We start from the raw sequence: 18,337 nt of genomic DNA on the forward strand, positions 1-18,337 counted from the left end.
GATACACACGAACGGGACGTTTCGGGGTAGTTTGAAGTGCACTCATGGTGTCCACCAAGAAATGGAGTGGACACTATGGTCGCCGTTCAGAACCAGTCATTTCAAGATGGGTTTGCTGGGGGCTTACGTTGGTAACCATCCAGAGACATTCTTTGAGTCCTCTCGGAGACCTTATCCAGTCAGTCCCTCAGTCTCTCTCTTAGTGTTATCTAAGGGACTTACCCTATAGGTGGGAGTCATAAGACCAAGAGGTAGAGCCTGCCTTGCTCTCAGCGTTGCTGCCCCTGTGAATGTCTCCGGGCCAACCACCGCCAATTGTCTCCACCACTGCTTCCCGCTACCTCAGGGGAAGACCCTCAGACCATCCCTGTACAAGCCTGTAGCCATCTTTCGGTAAACCTCCGTGGGAGGCCGAAGGCATGGATGGACGAACCACCCTTACCCCACCCATACCCTGTCATGAACTACCCTACCCACCCCCTAGAGAACCCCTTAGAAACCCCCTGTGACTCCCCAGTCAAACATAGGGCCATTGACCCATGGAGAGAGGCTAAGACACAGCCAGCCAGAGAACTGGTCAATCGTGTATTCACCTCTGTGCTGGACCATGAGTCCAGAAGTGCCCCACGGAAACGGGCCAGAAAGAAGCAAGATGAATTGATCCTGTATCGTCAGGTCGATATGACCATCTCAAACCTAGCCACCCAGTGTCTGTCAGGAGACACTTTGCCTCTGCGTGTATCCCGGTCTAACCGAGTTCTTGGAGCTACTGATCAATACTCCCGTGGGCAGTGTTTCTCCACGGCTTACCCAAGGGTTCTAGACGCTCTTGGTGCCCCTGAGATTGGGCTATTGAGTCTCACTGTGGGTGAGCCCTACCATCGCAGCCAGCGCCCTCTAAATCAGTCCAGCATCGCTCCTACAGAGAGATTCATTAGCCTGTTGGATGCCCATGGAATTGGTATTGATGACTTCACCAGAAACTTCCAAGGGGAGCCCATTGTGTTGAAGTCTGAGAAGCATCGAGACCTCTTTACTGGTGAGGCTTCTTCTGAGAAGTTGCAGTACAAGGACACCTCCGAGACCAGAAGGCTTCGCAGGGAAATGAATGAGATCAACTCATGGTTTTACCAAGCGGACCTGAACTTCGATGAATCACTATCTGAGAAATTCGTTGATATCTCCATGGTCCAGCTTAGGAGGATATTCAACAATGGGTCATTCAAGGACGGTGGAAGGCTCTATGGCGGCTTCTGGCAGCGCCTGTCCAAGGAACAGAGAGCCAAGGGACTGAGCATCAATGGCAGCGATACGGTGAGTCTGGACTATGGGCAGATTGCCCCGAGAATCCTCTATGCAATGGTGGGGGTGGTTCCCGACTTTGTGGATGCTTATGCATTACCTGGACTAGATCCGGACATGTGGCGGCCCATCATCAAGAAGGTGTGTAGCTCCATGTTGTTCAAGGCCAAAGACCCTAAGAAGATCCCAGAGGACATCCGCAAGAAGTGGCCTGATCCCTTGGTGCGCATTGAGACCCTTGTGGACATGATCAAGAAGCACCACCGCCCAGTTGCTCATTTGTTCTGCAAGGAGGTGGGCTTTCAGGTGTTCCGTAAAGAGAGTGACATCATGGTGGATTTGCTACTGAATCTAAAATCTCAGGGAATCGTAGGTCTCCCAGTCCATGACTGTGTGATTGTCGCTAAGGAGCACGAGGCCTATGCACGGGGAGCAATGCAGGGAGCATTCAGGAAGCACCTTGGGTTTGACCCAGTGGTTGAGAGGGAGTGATGCCAAGTGGGGAGAGGGGAGGAATGTTTGTGTGAAAAATTCTCTGAGGTCAACCTCGAGATAATCATGGGGTCAGTTCCCCCCTCGGCCCGGCCCGTGCCACCTCCGGTCATTGGAGAGACCATTGAACTGGTTGCAGAACTTCCTAAGTCTTCCACACAGAAGAATAAAGAAGCAGTGGCCACCAAGCTCCTGCCCAATGGATGCGCCACGACCAGCTCAAGAATATGGTGCTGGAATTAGAAACTATGCGAACAAGCACAGTTCCCCCAGTCTCCTCAAAGATGGGCCGTAATGGTGGCATCTTCATGGCCCTACAGAATACTGTCGGCCTGATAGCGGTAATAAACTCCGAAGATTCTCGGAGTATCTCCCCTGTGACAACCAAGATGCGACGCGACGGTGGGACCTACGTGGTCAAGACAAATGGGTTAATCCATGAGATTCGTCAATCTGAGGATTTGCTGATTGCTGCCCCTATCAATCACATAGCACTCAAGGGTTGATCGCTGAAATTCTAAATGCCGGAAATCCGGCAGTTAAATCCACGGCTGAACGGAGAGGGACGCTACTGCCTGAATGACATCCACAAGGCTGCTGGTGGTGAGAATCGTCACCGACCTCAGTTCTGGCTGGATGTGACCAGCACCCAAGAATTACTCAATGCTTTGGAAAAGGATGGTATTCCTGCCTTTTATACGAAATGTGGTCGTACTGGTGTCACCTTCGGAATCCTGAAGGTCGTTTATGCCTACGCATCGTGGATCCAGTCCAACCTTCAACATTTAGGTTCTGGATGCTTTCGAACGTCTGGAGACCCGTGGTTTTGCGGTGGCTGATCATGCTGCTGCTGACCTCCAGAAGAACCCACTGAAGTACATGCGGGAACTACTGGAGCAAGCTGAAGAAATCGAAGCCAAGCTGGCTATTGCCCAACCCAAGGCTGATGTCTTTGATGCCAACTGCGCTGTCAATGGTGAGACCTTGGCACGGTTCGCACGGTCCTTGCCTCAGGTGAGCTCACTGATGATCAAGAAGGATCTGGCACGGTCATAAATATTTCCATTAGAAATTCTCAGAGGTCAACCTCGAGATCATCACGGGACGAACTCCCCCCGTACCCCCGCCTCGTTCTTGGGGCTGGTTAGACGCCTCGGGATCGATTAGTCTTTGGGTGAACTCAGAGTTAAGGAACCCAGCCGATGTTAAATCCCAAGCTTGCCTTGTGTGTTTTGTTAGTCTGTTACCAAGGTCATGCTATGGCTAATCCGGTAATGGAAATCGATGCGGCGGTCCAGCCTCAAATGAAGTTGAACGAAAGCGGTGCTATTACAAGTTGTGGAATCAGAGTGTTAGGCCTCCGGACGATTGGGGTAAGTCCTGAAACGCTACGGGTGGACGGTTTTGACATGTCGACAAATATTTATGACGACGAGCAAGTCTTTGGATTGTCCAAAGTTATCTTTCTACAAGGGAAAATTGGCGAATCTCTTCAATCTGGAAAGTATCCGGTCGCGTCTCCATACAAGTCTTTCTGGCTTCGATCTGACACTAGGACTCTTAAAAGCTCTGGCAAATTCATCACAGGGGGATCTGCTCATTCCTTGATGGTGGGCCATGATTTCAGTGATGCTGTTCAATTTATTGCTGAGGTCCTCGAAAGCCAGACGTTGAGACTTGGCCTAAACTTTGAGGACAGCACAAAAAACATGGCCTATGTGGCCCGTATACGAATACCACCAGAGGATCAGCGGGAAATAAGTCAATGCCTAGTTGGAATGGCTGAAAAATTACAAGAAGAGATCAACCAGCAAAGGTGATTAATCGGCATTTGAGTCTCTGATCCTCATGATGGTCTGCCTAGTGGTGTCGTATTCCCTTGCGAGCTGTGCGATGGGGATGCCCGCTTTGATCTTGGTGATGACCTCTGACCTCTTAGCTTGAGACAGGGCAGGGGGGCGACCAAAGGTTTTACCCTCGGACTTGGCCCTCTTCAGTCCAGCTTGGGTCCTCTCGATGAGTAGGTCTCTCTCAAACTCTGCCACCGCCCCCAACACTTGCATGGTCATCCTACCTGCAGCACTGGTGAGGTCTACACCACCTAGGGCCAAGCAATGGACCCTGACCCCGAGTTGCTCTAGGTGTTCAACTGTGGACCTCACATCCATGGCGTTCCTGCCCAAGCGATCCAGTTTACTCACCACCAGTACATCACTGTCTTCGAGCTTCTCCAGAAGCCTCAGGAAGCCCTCGCGCTGCATGGCAGGTACCGACCCTGAGACTGTCTCAGCGATGGTCCTAGAGGGCTTGAGATCGAAGCCAGCAGACTTTATCTCCTGCACTTGGTTGGCGGTGGTTTGGTCGAGGGTGGATACTCGGCAGTAGGCGAAAACTCGAGACATGGGATAGGCTCACGGGTGTACTAAAAGGGAGTCCGATTCTCTATGATGTACGGAAATATGTCAACCCTTAGATTCGTACACCCTCAGAACGCTATGTACGAAACCGGAGGATTGCGGACAGAATGGTTCGCTGCAAGGTCTTCAAACTCATGTCATCATGGATCTGGGTTCTTGGAGGCGTATCAGGAGATAACAGTGTCGATCCAAAATTTTATGAATGCTAGATTTGTAAGTTGCATTGGTCTGTTTGGGTTGATCTCCGTTGGCGATGCTCGTGCGGGGGAAATAACCTGTAACTTCAATAAGGCATTCGTTGTGTATCTAAGTGAACCTGAGCGTATGGAGGTCACCAACATCGCGCAAACCATGCGTATCAGCGGTGAGAAAACAGCCCCTGAGACCCTCAAGCTCGATGGTAAGCTCAGGGCTACCAACAGCAAATCATGGGCACTCCTTAGGCCGGATGCTATTGATTCACTGAGTATCCAATATGCGGGTAGTTACGGTGATCTACTCGCTTTGAGCAAGAAATCAGAGTCCTCTGGAAAGGGGGACAGGTTAGGCCTACACAGTGCCAGTCTGAGTAGTACCGTGGATGAGATGGTGGTGGTGAAGAAGGGTAGTTGTCAGGTTTCTGAAAAGTAGTCGCTATGAAGAACATTGAGATCTATGAGGAGCTTTCTGCTCTCACCATGGCTAAACTTTATGATCAGTTTCCGCGTAGTGTGGACATTGATCCGATGGCGTTGGCAATCTTGTTACCTGATGACTTGTGGAGTGAATCTACCGAGATGGTCGATGGTAATCCCAATCATCACCAGTACATCAGAGGTAAGAGTCCTGCTGGACTAGCTGTCCCTACAATTAAATGGTTGGCCTCGAGTGGGTTAATTACTTATGCCCGACTTCACAACGGCATTTTCGAGGAGACCGCCTTCACTCCGAAGGGGTTCGAGTTGGCATCCAAGAATTCTTCGTCGATGAAACGAGTTGCCAAATACCTGTCGGATTTGGGCAAAGGCGTAGGCAAGGAGCTACTTATGGATGGCATAAAGTCTGCAATCAAAGAGTTGATCCAGTCGATCTTTATGTCCGCTAGCTCTCCTGGGTAGCCTCAAAGTCTTGCCCTTCTGAATTGTCTACTTCTTGGGATTTAGCGAGAAGTCGAACTGATGTAACTCACCATTCAGATCAATTTCAAAGGTCATTGGTAGTGGCCCATCTAGATTCCGAGCTGGTTGTAAGGTGACGATCTTCGTGTACATCTCACCGGGGGACAGTTCATGTTTCTTGAACGCTGTTTTCTGTAAATGACTCAGGGTGTTAGCCTCCTCATCACTGGCTTGTTGCATTTGAATTGCACTGTTCTGGTTGGCCTGTTGTCTGATTTGTTCAGCTTGTGCAGCGTTGTAGGACTGTCCGTAGAATGTCCCAGTCGAGTTCCCTATGTACCCGCTTTGGCTCCCATAATAATTATTTTGATAGGTGCCGCTGTAATTGGTTGTGGCTGCCGCATTTGCATTCAAGGACGCGCTAAAGGCCTGTAGAGCCGCGCCTATGCGTTTACTCCGGGCAGCACCCTCCGCTTCTTCTACAAGTTGCTCATGTGACAACACTGCAGCCTGTTGAGGTCCAATCGAGGCCCTCATGAGTTCAGGTCCAACATAAAGCTTTGTCGAACTCGTGTTGACGATTGATACGATCAAGGAGATTCTGCGGTTACTTTGTACTCTCTGGGAAACAGGAGAGACCGCTACGGTGTGGGTCTTGGCCGATAGGACCTGCTCTGCACCGTCATTCAACTTTGATACTTGACCCTCTTTAGGTTGTGCCTGGATGTTGTACGTACTGGCGCAGCCCGTAGAGAAAACAATAGCTGTCAGTGCGAATAGCTTTGTGAGGAGGTTCATGGCGTCTATCTTTTTGTGGTTATTGGGATTTCTATTGTGGCAAGTGTGTGTCACGAACCATTTACCGATCGATACTAAAACATGTGATGACCAGTGTCTTCACCCTAAAAGAGTCCCCTTTGTTTATGTTTGACAGAAGGCGATCGGACTCCCCCCAATAATGGTGGTGACTGCTCGTAGATGATAAGCAGTACCCTGAAAGGACATAACAAGGAGACAGGCATCATGAAAAAACGCTACCTATTAGCTGTGACTGTGGCATTGGTAACCGTATCAGGAGCATATGCAGTAAAGGATTATCCGAAGGAGCCTGTTCTCTTTTATTCAGGACATACTCACGACGAGAATGGTGACGCAGTTAATGCACCCTCCCATAGTGGTGGCCTCGACAGAAAAGGATGCCATAACAAATCCGTTCCTTACCACTGTCATTGATTGGCCTTCTGGTGATCCCGAGTGATTCAGTCGCGAGGGATCAACTCAGATTATTTTGGTGACGATTCTCCCTTCGGCTTTTAGATCGACGATCTGTCATTCGGCGCTTCGGTACAAAGGCGTGTATCTTTGTGCCCTGATAGTGCTCTGCAAACGATGAGCAATTAGCAGGATTCCCCACCATTCTCTTCAGCTCCAGTTGTCCGTGGAAGGTTAAATCAAGGGGCTTTATCCTGCAGTCAGTTGGATCCATATCCACTTTGATCCACGCGGGGCCTTCTACTTTGGTCGGGACATTCCCACACTTCCGCCAGTAGCCTAGATGGCGGCTTATTGCAGCAGTGGTGATCCCAGTGTCCTCGATGAATTGGGCTGAAGTTTTGTTTGGTTCAAGCGCAACTTTAAGAAGTACGAGTAGCCTTGAGATTGTCAAATCGCTATTGATCTTCATGACTTGTTGAATGAAATCAGCATGTGATTGAAGCGCTTGGTAATCAGACTCGCTAAACATTTTGATTACTCCCTAAGCGTGTGCGCGTTTCCGACTGATGTCGATCTTGTGGTTAAGCCATGACAAGGAGAATTCGAATGTCTGGCACCTGTCATTACTGTTATCTCGAAGGCGGCTAACTCTTGGGAGCACATTGAACGATTTTTCTGGAATGCCACATAGTTCAGTATTGAAAATTCTGAGATAGACATATCCCTGAGTAATCTCAGCGGTTATAGGGTTACTAGTAAAAATCAAAATCCTCTCCTTGTATTTTTGGCTAATGATCGAATAAGGTAACGGGGAAGTTGAGAGGTCGTAAACGATTGGAAGAAATAAAATAATCCACAACGGATTTATATTCTTTGTGTCCGCGGGGCGATTCATTCTGCTCAATAAGTTGGGCTTTTTTTTGTTGTCACCGGATGCTTGTCACGGTGTTGCGCAAAGTTGACGCTTGTTTATTATTTGTCGAAGGCTTTAATTGAAAAGCGTTCATTGGCCTCTGAAGTCAACGGGAAATTGTCTATGAAAGATAAAGGATTTAGATCGCTCCATTGGTCATTCTATTCAGCCTTGTCTGGGGTTTCATTTGTAGGCCTTATGACTTCCGCTCAACTCCACGACAGAATAGGTCCGTCTTGGCTATATGATCCTTTATTGGCACTTTTTGGCATGTCGACTGTGATCATGGCGACCTTTGCGATTGTTCACCTGATGATTCTTGAAAGAGAAGATGAAGATGTTTATTTGAAACTTAAAGCTCGATTGCAATCGAGACATGCGGGTTTGATTACTGGTGTTGGTCTATTGATCTTCGGATCTTCATTTCTCCTGATGGTCTTGGCACTAAGCGTCCAAGCCTTTTTGATCGTGGTTCTCACATTAATCGTTATGCGCTACTGTGTAGCCAGATTTTTTAGTGCCCATGATGATGACTTTCTTGGATGAGTTGGGATACTTCAGTCACGCCGGACTTGGTACCAAGTATAGATTGATCTTGATCGCTCGCTGCTAAGAAATCTGCTAATATGAAACTGAAATTATCCGGTAAGTTATTGAAAATAAGAGACAATAATTTGGGGTTAAGTGAATCCCTCCTTCTCCGCCAAAAAACAGAAAGCCCCGTAAGGGGCTTTTTGTTGACTCTCGGCACGCAGGAGTGGCGTTGGGTGAGAAGCTTAGAAGCTCAAATTTACCCTCATCACCGCAGTGCTACCACTCACCTCATTGCCAACCACCAACAAGGGTTCACCTGTTGGGGAATCCTTGGCTGGAATGAATACCAGTCCCTCTGGTCCCAGGTCGCCCACTGTTGGCAGCACCGCGGGGTCTGCGGGATTGTTGGTCCAGTCGTCGCGGGTGTTGTAATAGTCCACGCGCACGGGTGCCGAAGGATCGGTTACGTCATAAACCAGAATTCCGCCGATGCGTTCAAGACCAATGAACGCAAAAGTCTTGTCGCCGATCTTGCCTACAGCTACACCTTCGGGCTCAGGGCCTTTGGCGTCGCTTCGGCTGTCCAGTGCGTTGCCTTCGTCATGGCCTGAATTGAAAAAGTCTTTGCAATTCAGGTTGCGGGTACTGCCCACTTTACAATCATCGCTGGCCAGGAAGCGTTCAATTTCAGAGCCTGAGTCGAATACGAGTACACCTTCTTCATTGAAAATCGAGAATGAACGCGCACCGAATGAATACAGTTTGTCGTACATCAGGCGATCGCCTGCAGGGTCTTCTACACCCGTGCTGTTAAATAGAATAGGCGCGCCATTGGCATCAGTGCGATAGCCCATGGTCCACGTTACGTTCAAGCGACCGAGTTGATCATCTGCTCGGCAGCCGTTCGGGTTTCCTGCTACGGCACCACAGTATCCAAACACCGTTGGGTTAAGCAAGCCGCCATTGGCCAAGTCGTCGAGTTGAGCTGGCAAGTCGTCATTCAATCGACCAGCCCAACCATTTCGGTTCACCAGGTGTTTCACCCGGAATTCTTCAACAAAGCCTTTGCTTGCATCACCGGCGAAGTAAGCTGGGTTGTCCTCACCCCAGGTGCGCGCATCGCCTTCGTTGGCTGTTATCAAATAGGTATTGCCGTCTGCAGCCGTGTAAGAGGCCATGGCATCGGGTAGGTACAAGCCAATCACACCTGCCCAGTTGCGAATGTTGATCGTGTCACCATCGGAGTCAGAGGCATCAAATTCATTTCCAACGGCACCGTGATCTTTTTCGCCCAAAGGGAATACGTTAGTCACGGTTGCTGTCGCAATGTCGATTTTTGCAATTGCATTGTTTTCTTGAAGGGTCACGAATGCCGTGGTGCCGTCAGCGGATACAGTGATGTATTCAGGTTCGAAATCTTGTGAGGCCGAAGCTCCAGGCCCATAGATTCGAATGCCTTGGGCACGCAAACTGGCCTCTTGCCCTGTGAATGCGCTAAAGCTGGCGGTTCGCACGATCGGGGCACGTGGGTCACGCACGTCAATTACGCTGATACTGCCTTCCGGGTCAATTTGGTAGTCGTCACTGGGTTCGCCCTCGTTGGCCGTGAGTACCGTATTACCGTCGGGTGTGAAGGTGATCATGTCGGGTTGCGCACCCACAGTGCGTGCGCTTAGCAACGTCAAATCACTGGCGCGATACAAAGCCATGCGACCCAGATTGGTTTTGATCGGTGCTTCAATGGCCACAGCCACAATTCCATTCGCGACTGCGACGCTGTTGACTACCGAGCCTGCAAGTACATCGTTGGTGTCTAGCGTGTTGATCAACGTGGGGTTTTCAGGATCAGACAAATCAAATACATCCACAGCACCTGCCAAAGCGTTGACCATAAACAGGCGTTTACTGGCTGGGTCATATGCTGGAATTTCAGCTGCGCTCTCATCGAACTGGTTGGTGGAAAATCCACCAATCTTTTCCAGAGTCACGCTGGCTGGCGTTACCTCGGAAGGAGTTGTGGTGTTGTTGGCCGAGCTTTCGCCATTACCGCCACATGCAGCGAGGGTAGCTGCTGCAATCACACTGAGTGTGAATAATTGAATTTTGGTCTTGTTCATGAAAATAGGCTCGTATCGCTATAAAACGATCGAGCCTATTGTTCAAAGATGAAATCTTGATGACAAATATTAAGTGCGATGCGTATTAGCTTGGCAATCCATCGGTTGGCAATCCGGGTAAACCGCCCAATTCGCCACCCAGTGCATCGGCACCGGATGAAATACCACTGCTGAGCGTGCCCAACAAATCGCCTTCGGGAACTTCTGGCAAACCAGAACCGCCACCGCCTTCCAAGGCATTTTGAAGGGTATCGGCGCCACCCAGAATGCCATCGACCAAGTCTGCCAGGCCACTTTCAACTTCGGCGGGCAGGGCGGGGCTGGAGTCTCCCAAACCGTCGACATTCGGAACTTCGGTTGTCACTTGGCTCAACACGCCATCCAGTACGTTGTCGATTTCAACGGCAGCATCCCTCAAACCCTGTAGCAATTGATCGTAGGGCTCGACCTGTTCGCTGATGGGTTGGGTAATACCATCTGCCAAATCCACCACGCTGGTGACCAGTCCACCATCGGCAGGATCAACATTGGGCAAGGCAGAAATCAGGGTGTCCAGTCCAAGATCAGTGTTCACAGCATCAAGTAGAGGGCTGGTAATCGGGCTCAGGGGTTCACCCAAGGGTGTTTCATTCGCGCCCTCGACCAATTGTTGTACCAGGTCGGCTTGCGGTGTGCCTTCGCCCGTGGTGGCCACCAAGGCATCGTGCACGTTTTCCAACACGCCCAGGCCTGTTTGTTCCACAGCAACAGCAACGTTGTCAGGGGTGGTTTCAGGGTTGCTCTGGCTGTTTTGCACTGCATCCTGAATGGGCTGCAAAATGCTTTGTTCCAGGTTTTCCTGGGTCAGGTTTTCATTGGCAAATTCTTCAAGGCTTTGAGGGCTGTCTTGTGAGGAAAATTCGCCAGCACCCACACCGGCATTGTTGATGTTGCTGTCGCTGCCGGAGCCACTGCCAGAGTCCCCAGAACCACCTGCCAAAAACGCACCAGCCGCCACGGCGCCTGCACCAGCTACGCCACCACTGCCTGCGCCTAACAGGCCAGCACCAAACAAGCCGGCAACAGCCCCGCCTTCGGCAGCAGCAGAGTTCTCAGCCAGTTCTGTGGTGAATTCAAAACATTCACCGTCTTCCAGCACAACGATTTGCTGCTGGCCGTTGGGGCCTGGTTGTTCGCCCAATGTCAGCTTGCCGTTGGCGGTCATCACCCCGGCAGCGGGAATTTGACCGTCAGAACCGGGGAACTCCAGTGCCATACGCCCGTTAGCACCGGTGATTACTTCATCACCGGGTAGCAGGTAGTCACCAGCTTTCACGGCCACTGCTTCACCGTTGCGGTTCACGTTCACTTCGCCTTCTATGTTCTTGATCAATGCTTGGGGTGCGGCCATGGGTTTGCTCCTTGTTTGTTTGATTGGTATTTAACACACCTGTCAATTTTGCAAGTAGCGCAATTTTTTAATCCTCCAATTAGGGGGAGGGTTCTACCCTCTATTGGTGAATTTATAATTGACAATGTTCGTTGTCAGATATACATTCACGGAAGCAAAATTTTTCTGACAGAGGTCTTTGGCATGAGTGAATACACAGTCGTAATTATTGGCAGTGGCTTTGGTGGCCAGTGTGCAGCAATCAATTTGAAAAAGCGTGGCATTGAAGATTTCATCATGCTGGAGCGCCGCGACTTTATGGGCGGCACCTGGTGTCAGAACTCATATCCCGGCGCCGCGGTCGATGTTCAATCGCTGCTGTATTCCATCGAAAGCGAACCGTATGACTGGAGTCAAATGTTTGCAGAAGGGGAGGAGCTTCAGCAATACACCGAGCATGTAATTACCAAGCACGGTCTGCGTGAGAAAACCCGAACCAACAGCAATGTACAGCGCACCGAGTGGCACGAGAACGAGCAGCGCTGGCGTGTGTACCTGCAGGGTGGCGATGTACTCAAGGCGCAGTTTGTGATCAATGCATCTGGCCCGCTGAGTACGCCTGTGATTCCAAATTTCAAAGGTCGCGACACATTCAAGGGAAAAACCTTTCACACCAATGCCTGGGATCAAAATTACGACCACACTGGCAAACGCGTTGCCATTATTGGAAGTGGCGCCAGTGCTGCGCAGGTTATTCCGGCGATTGCACCCGAAGTGGGCCAGTTGCATGTGTTTCAGCGCTCGCCTCACTGGGTGTTGCCCCGCGCTGACAGGGTTTTCAAGCCCTGGCAACGTGCCTTGTTGAAAGTGGAGCCAATTAGAAAACTGGCGCGTGCTGCGATTTATTGGGGTTTGGAAAGCCGTGTAATTGCCTTTAAGTACTCCGACTTTGCCTTGAAACACATTGCGCAGCGTGAGGCTTTGCACCACATCAAAAAGCAGGTCAAAGACCCGGAATTGCGCAAAAAAGTGACGCCCGATTTCACCATAGGTTGCAAGCGGATTATTTTGAGCAACACGCTTTACCCGGCTTACTGCCGCCCCAACGTGAACCTGCACGACAAAACCGATGGAATTGCGGAAATCAATGAAACCGGTATCAAAACGCTGAGTGGTGCGCAAATTGACCTGGACTGCATTGTGTATTCCACGGGCTATGACGCCACCGACGGCGTTATTTCCTACCCAGTGGTGGGCAAGGGTGGCACCCAACTGGCTGATGTGTGGAATGAATTTCCGCGCGCTTACCTGGGAACTACTGTGCCGCAGTTTCCGAACCTGTTTATCGTGACCGGCCCAAACACCGGTATTGGGCATACCAGCGCGATTTTCGTGATTGAAGCGCAGATGCATTACATCATGCGTGCCATTGCGGAGGTGAAGACCAAAAAAGCCGTGGCCATCGAGGTAAAGCCCCAGGCTGAAGAACGTTACACCACCCATATTCACAGCGAAATGGAAAAAACCGTGTGGAAGCGCGGCGGTTGTACCAGTTGGTACAAAAGCAAAAGCGGCCATGTGGTGGCCATGTTTCCGGGCTTTAGTTACACCTACCTGCGAATGGCCAGGAATTTCAAGATGAACGACCACGTGTTGCAGGCTCCTTTGCCACAGCAAAAGCCGCAGCACTTCAATGAATCCGAATTGAGCACTGAAGGAGCTGCAGCATGAAAAATTTCAAAGACAAAGTGGTGGTGATCACAGGTGCTGGTTCTGGCATGGGGCGCTCTTATGCGTTGATGTTCGCCAATTTGGGCAGCAAAATTGCATTGTGTGACTACGATGAAAAAGGCTTGAAAGAAACTGAAAAACTGGTCATGCAAGCGAGCAATGTGCAGGTGTATGCCGAGACACTAGATGTGTCTGACAAGGCCGGGGTGTACGCCTTTGCCCAAGCGGTGAAAGCCGCTTTGGGTAATGCGCACGTGATCATCAACAACGCTGGCGTAACCGGTGAAGGTCGCCCGGTGTGGGCTTTGAGTGACGACAGTTATGAACGTGTGATGGGCATCAACTTTTGGGGTGTGGTGCATGGTACGCGCGCATTCTTGCCGCAACTGTTGGACAACGGCGAAGGCGCCGTGGTGAATGTGTCGAGCATTTTTGGTTTGGTGGGTACGCCCAGTAATTCAGATTATTGCGCCAGCAAATTTGCAGTACGCGGCTTTACCGAATCGCTGATGGTTGAGCTTTCAAACAGCAAGGTGCAGGTGCATTTGGTGCATCCAGGTGGAATTAACACCAACATTGCCAGCAAGCCCGAGCACGAAAAGTTTGCCAAAAAATTTCTGACCACACCGCCCGATGAAGTTTGCGAGTACGTGTTGAAGTGCATCAAGAAAAACGAACCCCGCATTGTGTACGGCAACAACGCCGCGCGCGTGTGGTTGGGTTCACGACTGATACCGTTCAAGCGCATGCGCCACATTCTTTGGCAACAAATGGGACGCACGCTGAACGCGGAAGATTACAAGGGCATACAGATCAAGTAAGCCTTGCCATGTTTACACCACCAGGTAACCGCCATCTACATTGATGCAGGAACCGGTGGTGTAGCTGGAAGCCTCGGAAGCCAAATACAACACCGTGCCAGCCATTTCACTGGGCTGTGCAACGCGGTTCATGGGCACATGTTGCAACAACGCACTGCGTATTGCATCGTTGTGCACCAGCGCCGAGGCAAACTTCGTGTCGGTAGCGCCGGGCAGCAGTGCATTCACACGCACCTTCATGGGGGCACATTCCTTGGCAAAGGCCTTGGTCATTGAAATGACGGCTGCTTTGGTGATTGAGTAGATACCTTGGTACAAGCCGGGAATCACGCCGTTGACCGATGCCACATTGATAATGCTGCCGCCGCCGTTCTTGGCCATCAACTTGCAGCCGTGGCTGCTCATGTAAAAATAGCCCCGAATGTTCACATCGCAGGTTTTTTGAAAGGCCGCCAAATCGGTGTCGTAGATTGGCCCAAAGTGAGGGTTGGTTGCGCCGTTGTTCACCAGAATATCCAGCTTTCCAAACTTGGCTTCAATTTGTTGGTACAGCGCCTCAATTTGTTCCATCTCGCCCAAATGGCAAGCCATGGGCACTGCATTCAGCCCATCTGCTTGAAATTGCGCGGCAATTTGTTCGCATGCTTCTTGTTTTCTGCTTGAAATAATCACGGTGGCACCCTTGGAGGCCAGCAATTCCGCACAGGCCAAGCCTATTCCGCGGGTTGCACCCGTGACCAAAGCCACCTTATCTTGTAAATTGAACAAATCAGTTGTTGTTTTCACATCGTCTCCTTACAGGCATTTTCTAATTGTTTTTCATCTGAAAAGGTAACATCGCATGGGCTCGGAATTTGAGCAAGACGGCAAACATGTTTTTGTATACGGGTCATTGATGTATTTGCCCGTGTGGGGGCAAGTGGTGAAGGGTGTTTACCCTTGCTTGAATGCGGTCGCCCAAGGCTACCAACGCCACGCTGTGCCTGGCGAAACCTACCCGGCCATGATCGAAAACGCCGACGCGCAAGTGCAAGGTTTGGTGTGGCTCAATTTGCGGCCCGATGATGTGAAGCGTCTGGATGCTTTTGAAGGCCCCGAGTATGAGCGCCGTGAAATTGAAGTGCTGCTGAACACCAGTGGTGACACCATGAAAGCCGAGGCTTACATTTGGCTAAACGCGTCGGTATTAACAGCTGAGCTTTGGAGCATAAGCCGTTTTGAAGCCGAAGGCATGCAGGCATTCTTGAATAAACACGTGGGCAACTGGAACAACACCGGGCAAAGAAAGTAACAACAAGAAAGGAGACAAACCCATGGGTTTTATCTTGGCACTCGACCAAGGCACCACCAGCTCGCGCGCCATTGTGTTCAATTCACGGGCGCAAGTGGTGGCCAGCTGTCAGCAGGAATTTGAGCAAATTTTTCCGAAAGCCGGCTGGGTTGAACACCGGCCTGAAGACATTTGGAACACGCAGTTGGCCTGTGCACGCAGCGCAATTGAAAAGGCCGGGTTAACGCCTTCTGAAATTGCCGGCATTGGTATTACCAACCAGCGTGAAACCACTGTGGTGTGGAATCGCAAAACAGGCAAGCCGGTTTACAACGCGATTGTTTGGCAAGACCGCCGCACAGCCGCCTATTGCGACAAGCTGCGAGAGCAGGGCAAAGCTGCATTGATTCGCCGAGTCACCGGGCTTGAACTGGATTCGTATTTTTCCGCAACAAAAGTGAACTGGATTCTGAACAATGTGGAAGGTGCGCGTGCGCAGGCTGAATCAGGTGAGCTGGCATTCGGCACCGTAGACAGCTGGCTGATCTGGAATCTTACAGGTGGTGCAGTTCATGCAAGCGATGTAAGCAATGCATCTCGCAGCATGGTGTTGAATATTGAAACATTGAAATGGGATGTCGAACTTCTTGAGTTGTTTGGTATTCCTGAAAGCATGTTGCCGCAGGTGTGTGAGTCCAGTGGTGAAATTGCACGCTGCGATTCGTCTGTGCTGGGTGCGGCCATTCCAATTGCAGGTGTTGCGGGCGACCAGCAAGCTGCTACCTTCGGGCAAACTGCATTCAAAGCGGGTGAGGCGAAAAACACTTACGGCACGGGTTGCTTCATGTTGATGAACACGGGCAGCGAAGTAGTTGAAAGCCACAACCGTTTATTGACCACCGTGGGTTGGCAAGTCAATGGCAAAACAAGTTACATGCTGGAAGGCAGTGTGTTCATGGGCGGGGCAGTGGTGCAATGGCTGCGCGATGGTTTGGGCATTATTGAAAAGTCAGCCGATGTGCAGGCATTGGCCGCCAGCGTGCCCTGCACCGATGGTGTGTGTTTGGTCCCCGCATTTGCGGGTCTTGGCGCACCCCACTGGGACCCGTATGCTCGGGGCACTTTGGTGGGTATGACGCGGGGCACCAGCAAGGCACACATTGCGCGCGCAGCCTTGGAAAGCATCGCACTGCAAACAGTCGATTTGGTGCAGGCCATGCAACGTGACGGTGCCAAGCCGCTAAGTGAATTAAGGGTAGATGGCGGTGCATCCAACAATGATCTGCTGATGCAGATTCAGGCTGATTTATTGGGCGTGCCAGTGGTGCGCCCCACAGTAACCGAAACCACCGCATTGGGCGCGGCCTACCTGGCTGGCTTGGCCGTTGGTGTGTTTGATACGGAGGAAAGCCTGCTGGCCAATTGGCAGGTGGATGCGCGTTTCGAACCCAAAATGAGTATTGATGAACGGGGTGCCTTGCTTGACCGCTGGCACCGCGCGGTAGAACGTTCCAAAGGATGGGCAGATGCTTAGTCGTAAAAAGCACCTTGATACTTTAACAATCAAGGCACAAGAGCAATATGAATGGGACGTCATCGTGATTGGCGGTGGTGCCACTGGCTTGGGCAGTGCGGTAGATGCTGCAAGCCGTGGCCTGAAGGTGTTGCTGCTTGAAGGGCACGACTTTGCCAAGGGCACCAGTTCACGCGCTACCAAGCTTGCGCATGGTGGTGTGCGTTATTTGGCTCAGGGCAATTTCAGCCTGGTCAAAGAGGCGCTTGAGGAACGTGGACGCATGTTGGTGAATGCGCCGAACCTGGTCAAACCTTTGGCGTTTGTCATTCCTGTGCGCAATGTGTTCCAGAAGCTGTTTTACTGGATCGGCCTGAAAATGTACGACATGCTGGCGGGCAAGCTCGGTGTTGGGCCGACCACCATGATGAAGAAAAATGAGGTGTTGCGCGCCGTACCCACCATTTCGCAACACAAACTGCATGGCGGTGTGCGTTACTTTGACGCGCAATTTGACGACGCACGTTTGGCGATTGCCTTGATGAAAACCTTGCACAAGCTGGGTGGAATGGCGATCAATTACATGCCGGTAACCGGGTTTGTAAAAAACGCAGAGAAAATAAGTGGCGTGCAAGCCCGCGATGAATTCAGTGGCGAGACACTGACTTTCAAGGCCAAGGCTGTGATCAATGCAACCGGGGTGTGGGTAGACGATATTCGCAAGCTGGATTCAGCCGACTCCAAGCCCATGCTCAGCCCCAGCCAGGGGGTGCATGTGGTGGTTGATCAGCATTTTTATCCGGCCAAGGAAGCATTGCTGGTGCCTAAAACCAGCGATGGCCGTGTGCTGTTTGTGGTGCCGTGGTTGGGTAAAACACTGATCGGTACCACAGACACGCCGCGCACTGACTCCCCTTGGGAACCCGATGCCTTGCCTGAAGAAGTGGATTTCATTCTGGAAACGGCAGGGAAATACCTGGCCAATGCCCCCACACGCGCCGATGTACGCAGCGTGTTTGTGGGATTGCGACCCTTGGTGAGTGCTGGTGGTGAAAAGCAAAATACCAAAAGCATTTCAAGGGAACACACTGTGATTACCGCAGCAAGCGGATTGGTGACGATTACCGGGGGCAAGTGGACTACCTACCGCAGCATGGCTGAAGAAGTGGTTGATTTGGTGTGTGAGCAGCATGGTTGGGCACATAAACCAACCCGCACCCGCAACATGCGCCTGGAGGATGATTTGCCCATGCGCAAACCTGGTTCGGCCATTCACGAGAATCTTGATTTGAATGAAGCGGAAATTGCGCAGGCCGTGCTGGAAGAAATGGCGGTAACCATTGAAGATGTGCTGGCACGCCGAAGCAGGGCGCTTTTTCTGGACAGCAATGCAGCCTTGGCATGCATGAACGAGGTTCGATTTGTGCTGCAAAACGAGCTGCGTTACAGCGATGAGGAACTGGATCGCCAGGAAGCCGAGTTTCGCAAGCTGGTTGCCCAATATGGCTTGAATTCGGTTTCTTAAAGTTTTTTGTAGAAAGTGGGG

19 protein-coding genes are annotated in these 18,337 nt (G+C 51.0%); 13 read left to right on the forward strand and 6 right to left on the reverse strand.

What is annotated here, in order from left to right:
* Window positions 1–1,002 precede the first annotated feature (1,002 nt).
* The 4 genes from FRIGORI9N_RS09005 to FRIGORI9N_RS09020 all read left to right on the forward strand — a co-directional run bounded on the left by FRIGORI9N_RS09005 (window position 1,003) and on the right by FRIGORI9N_RS09020 (window position 3,614).
* On the forward strand, window positions 1,003–1,794 hold the full coding sequence (locus tag FRIGORI9N_RS09005) for a hypothetical protein (protein WP_159569888.1): 792 nt from the start codon (window positions 1,003–1,005) through the stop codon (window positions 1,792–1,794).
* Window positions 1,795–2,315: 521 nt separating this feature from the next.
* Window positions 2,316–2,633 (forward strand): KilA-N domain-containing protein, encoded by a 318-nt coding sequence (locus tag FRIGORI9N_RS09010; RefSeq protein WP_159569890.1) that lies wholly within the window; start codon window positions 2,316–2,318, stop codon window positions 2,631–2,633.
* Window positions 2,626–2,850: a hypothetical protein gene (locus tag FRIGORI9N_RS09015; protein WP_159569892.1), complete on the forward strand. Its 225-nt coding sequence runs from the start codon at window positions 2,626–2,628 to the stop codon at window positions 2,848–2,850. The genes FRIGORI9N_RS09010 and FRIGORI9N_RS09015 overlap by 8 nt, the downstream gene beginning before the upstream one ends.
* A gap of 146 nt (window positions 2,851–2,996) precedes the next feature.
* The gene (locus FRIGORI9N_RS09020; protein WP_159569894.1) at window positions 2,997–3,614 is read left to right on the forward strand and encodes a hypothetical protein; all 618 of its coding nucleotides are present in this window, start codon (window positions 2,997–2,999) and stop codon (window positions 3,612–3,614) included.
* Here FRIGORI9N_RS09020 and FRIGORI9N_RS09025 read toward each other — a convergent pair whose 3' ends face one another.
* Window positions 3,615–4,196, reverse strand: a complete 582-nt coding sequence (locus tag FRIGORI9N_RS09025) for a recombinase family protein (protein ID WP_159569896.1) — start codon at window positions 4,194–4,196, stop codon at window positions 3,615–3,617. It lies immediately after the preceding gene.
* A gap of 195 nt (window positions 4,197–4,391) precedes the next feature.
* Between FRIGORI9N_RS09025 and FRIGORI9N_RS09030 the strand changes: the two genes are divergently transcribed.
* Window positions 4,392–4,841, forward strand: coding sequence for a hypothetical protein (locus FRIGORI9N_RS09030; RefSeq protein WP_159569898.1), 450 nt, complete (start codon window positions 4,392–4,394; stop codon window positions 4,839–4,841).
* A gap of 5 nt (window positions 4,842–4,846) precedes the next feature.
* Window positions 4,847–5,308, forward strand: coding sequence for a hypothetical protein (locus FRIGORI9N_RS09035; RefSeq protein ID WP_159569900.1), 462 nt, complete (start codon window positions 4,847–4,849; stop codon window positions 5,306–5,308).
* Window positions 5,309–5,335: 27 nt separating this feature from the next.
* Here FRIGORI9N_RS09035 and FRIGORI9N_RS09040 read toward each other — a convergent pair whose 3' ends face one another.
* Window positions 5,336–6,106, reverse strand: a complete 771-nt coding sequence (locus FRIGORI9N_RS09040; protein WP_159569902.1) for a hypothetical protein — start codon at window positions 6,104–6,106, stop codon at window positions 5,336–5,338.
* Between the two features lie 225 nt (window positions 6,107–6,331).
* On the opposite strand from FRIGORI9N_RS09040, the gene FRIGORI9N_RS09045 reads away from it, so the two are divergent.
* Entirely contained in the window at window positions 6,332–6,541 is a 210-nt protein-coding gene (locus FRIGORI9N_RS09045; protein ID WP_201301466.1) for a hypothetical protein, read from the forward strand.
* A 40-nt stretch (window positions 6,542–6,581) separates the two neighbouring features.
* On the opposite strand, the gene FRIGORI9N_RS09050 is transcribed toward FRIGORI9N_RS09045, so the two are convergent.
* Window positions 6,582–7,052, reverse strand: coding sequence for a MarR family winged helix-turn-helix transcriptional regulator (locus FRIGORI9N_RS09050; RefSeq protein ID WP_159569903.1), 471 nt, complete (start codon window positions 7,050–7,052; stop codon window positions 6,582–6,584).
* Window positions 7,053–7,559: 507 nt separating this feature from the next.
* Here FRIGORI9N_RS09050 and FRIGORI9N_RS09055 point away from each other — a divergent pair.
* Window positions 7,560–7,982, forward strand: coding sequence for a hypothetical protein (locus FRIGORI9N_RS09055; protein ID WP_159569905.1), 423 nt, complete (start codon window positions 7,560–7,562; stop codon window positions 7,980–7,982).
* Window positions 7,983–8,212: 230 nt separating this feature from the next.
* Here FRIGORI9N_RS09055 and FRIGORI9N_RS09060 read toward each other — a convergent pair whose 3' ends face one another.
* Both FRIGORI9N_RS09060 and FRIGORI9N_RS09065 read right to left on the reverse strand, forming a co-directional pair.
* The gene (locus FRIGORI9N_RS09060; protein ID WP_159569907.1) at window positions 8,213–10,087 is read right to left on the reverse strand and encodes a choice-of-anchor I family protein; all 1,875 of its coding nucleotides are present in this window, start codon (window positions 10,085–10,087) and stop codon (window positions 8,213–8,215) included.
* An 85-nt stretch (window positions 10,088–10,172) separates the two neighbouring features.
* The gene (locus tag FRIGORI9N_RS09065; RefSeq protein ID WP_159569909.1) at window positions 10,173–11,477 is read right to left on the reverse strand and encodes a hypothetical protein; all 1,305 of its coding nucleotides are present in this window, start codon (window positions 11,475–11,477) and stop codon (window positions 10,173–10,175) included.
* Window positions 11,478–11,660: 183 nt separating this feature from the next.
* Here FRIGORI9N_RS09065 and FRIGORI9N_RS09070 point away from each other — a divergent pair, with 183 nt between their 5' ends.
* Together FRIGORI9N_RS09070 and FRIGORI9N_RS09075 are read left to right on the forward strand one after the other, a co-directional pair.
* The gene (locus FRIGORI9N_RS09070) at window positions 11,661–13,187 is read left to right on the forward strand and encodes an NAD(P)/FAD-dependent oxidoreductase (protein ID WP_159569911.1); all 1,527 of its coding nucleotides are present in this window, start codon (window positions 11,661–11,663) and stop codon (window positions 13,185–13,187) included.
* The gene (locus FRIGORI9N_RS09075; RefSeq protein ID WP_159569913.1) at window positions 13,184–14,008 is read left to right on the forward strand and encodes an SDR family oxidoreductase; all 825 of its coding nucleotides are present in this window, start codon (window positions 13,184–13,186) and stop codon (window positions 14,006–14,008) included. The genes FRIGORI9N_RS09070 and FRIGORI9N_RS09075 overlap by 4 nt, the downstream gene beginning before the upstream one ends.
* A 12-nt stretch (window positions 14,009–14,020) precedes the next feature.
* Here FRIGORI9N_RS09075 and FRIGORI9N_RS09080 read toward each other — a convergent pair whose 3' ends face one another.
* Window positions 14,021–14,794 carry an SDR family oxidoreductase gene (locus FRIGORI9N_RS09080; RefSeq protein WP_159569915.1) on the reverse strand — a complete coding sequence of 258 codons (774 nt, stop codon included), beginning with the start codon at window positions 14,792–14,794 and terminating at the stop codon, window positions 14,021–14,023.
* Between the two features lie 55 nt (window positions 14,795–14,849).
* On the opposite strand from FRIGORI9N_RS09080, the gene FRIGORI9N_RS09085 reads away from it, so the two are divergent.
* Genes FRIGORI9N_RS09085 through FRIGORI9N_RS09095 form a run of 3 tightly spaced genes read left to right on the forward strand, consistent with a single transcriptional unit; the run spans window position 14,850 to window position 18,316 of the window.
* Window positions 14,850–15,299 (forward strand): gamma-glutamylcyclotransferase family protein, encoded by a 450-nt coding sequence (locus FRIGORI9N_RS09085; RefSeq protein WP_159569917.1) that lies wholly within the window; start codon window positions 14,850–14,852, stop codon window positions 15,297–15,299.
* A 22-nt stretch (window positions 15,300–15,321) separates the two neighbouring features.
* Window positions 15,322–16,812 carry a glycerol kinase GlpK gene (glpK, locus tag FRIGORI9N_RS09090; RefSeq protein WP_159569919.1) on the forward strand — a complete coding sequence of 497 codons (1,491 nt, stop codon included), beginning with the start codon at window positions 15,322–15,324 and terminating at the stop codon, window positions 16,810–16,812.
* Window positions 16,805–18,316, forward strand: coding sequence for a glycerol-3-phosphate dehydrogenase/oxidase (locus tag FRIGORI9N_RS09095; RefSeq protein ID WP_159569921.1), 1,512 nt, complete (start codon window positions 16,805–16,807; stop codon window positions 18,314–18,316). Before glpK ends, FRIGORI9N_RS09095 begins: the two co-directional genes overlap by 8 nt.
* The last annotated feature ends 21 nt before the right edge of the window (window positions 18,317–18,337 follow it).

Origin of the sequence: Limnobacter sp. 130 (assembly GCF_902506325.1) — a bacterium.
Taxonomy (GTDB): domain Bacteria; phylum Pseudomonadota; class Gammaproteobacteria; order Burkholderiales; family Burkholderiaceae_B; genus Limnobacter.

Coding starts and splice junctions, on each gene's coding strand:
- glpK (WP_159569919.1), top strand. CDS start 15,322: ATGGGTTTTATCTTGGCACTCGACCAAGGCACCACCAGCTCGCGCGCC.
- FRIGORI9N_RS09065 (WP_159569909.1), bottom strand. CDS start 11,477: ATGGCCGCACCCCAAGCATTGATCAAGAACATAGAAGGCGAAGTGAAC.
- FRIGORI9N_RS09050 (WP_159569903.1), bottom strand. CDS start 7,052: ATGTTTAGCGAGTCTGATTACCAAGCGCTTCAATCACATGCTGATTTC.
- FRIGORI9N_RS09020 (WP_159569894.1), top strand. CDS start 2,997: ATGTTAAATCCCAAGCTTGCCTTGTGTGTTTTGTTAGTCTGTTACCAA.
- FRIGORI9N_RS09070 (WP_159569911.1), top strand. CDS start 11,661: ATGAGTGAATACACAGTCGTAATTATTGGCAGTGGCTTTGGTGGCCAG.
- FRIGORI9N_RS09060 (WP_159569907.1), bottom strand. CDS start 10,087: ATGAACAAGACCAAAATTCAATTATTCACACTCAGTGTGATTGCAGCA.
- FRIGORI9N_RS09095 (WP_159569921.1), top strand. CDS start 16,805: ATGCTTAGTCGTAAAAAGCACCTTGATACTTTAACAATCAAGGCACAA.
- FRIGORI9N_RS09045 (WP_201301466.1), top strand. CDS start 6,332: ATGAAAAAACGCTACCTATTAGCTGTGACTGTGGCATTGGTAACCGTA.
- FRIGORI9N_RS09025 (WP_159569896.1), bottom strand. CDS start 4,196: ATGTCTCGAGTTTTCGCCTACTGCCGAGTATCCACCCTCGACCAAACC.
- FRIGORI9N_RS09010 (WP_159569890.1), top strand. CDS start 2,316: ATGCCGGAAATCCGGCAGTTAAATCCACGGCTGAACGGAGAGGGACGC.
- FRIGORI9N_RS09055 (WP_159569905.1), top strand. CDS start 7,560: ATGAAAGATAAAGGATTTAGATCGCTCCATTGGTCATTCTATTCAGCC.
- FRIGORI9N_RS09035 (WP_159569900.1), top strand. CDS start 4,847: ATGAAGAACATTGAGATCTATGAGGAGCTTTCTGCTCTCACCATGGCT.
- FRIGORI9N_RS09075 (WP_159569913.1), top strand. CDS start 13,184: ATGAAAAATTTCAAAGACAAAGTGGTGGTGATCACAGGTGCTGGTTCT.
- FRIGORI9N_RS09040 (WP_159569902.1), bottom strand. CDS start 6,106: ATGAACCTCCTCACAAAGCTATTCGCACTGACAGCTATTGTTTTCTCT.
- FRIGORI9N_RS09085 (WP_159569917.1), top strand. CDS start 14,850: ATGGGCTCGGAATTTGAGCAAGACGGCAAACATGTTTTTGTATACGGG.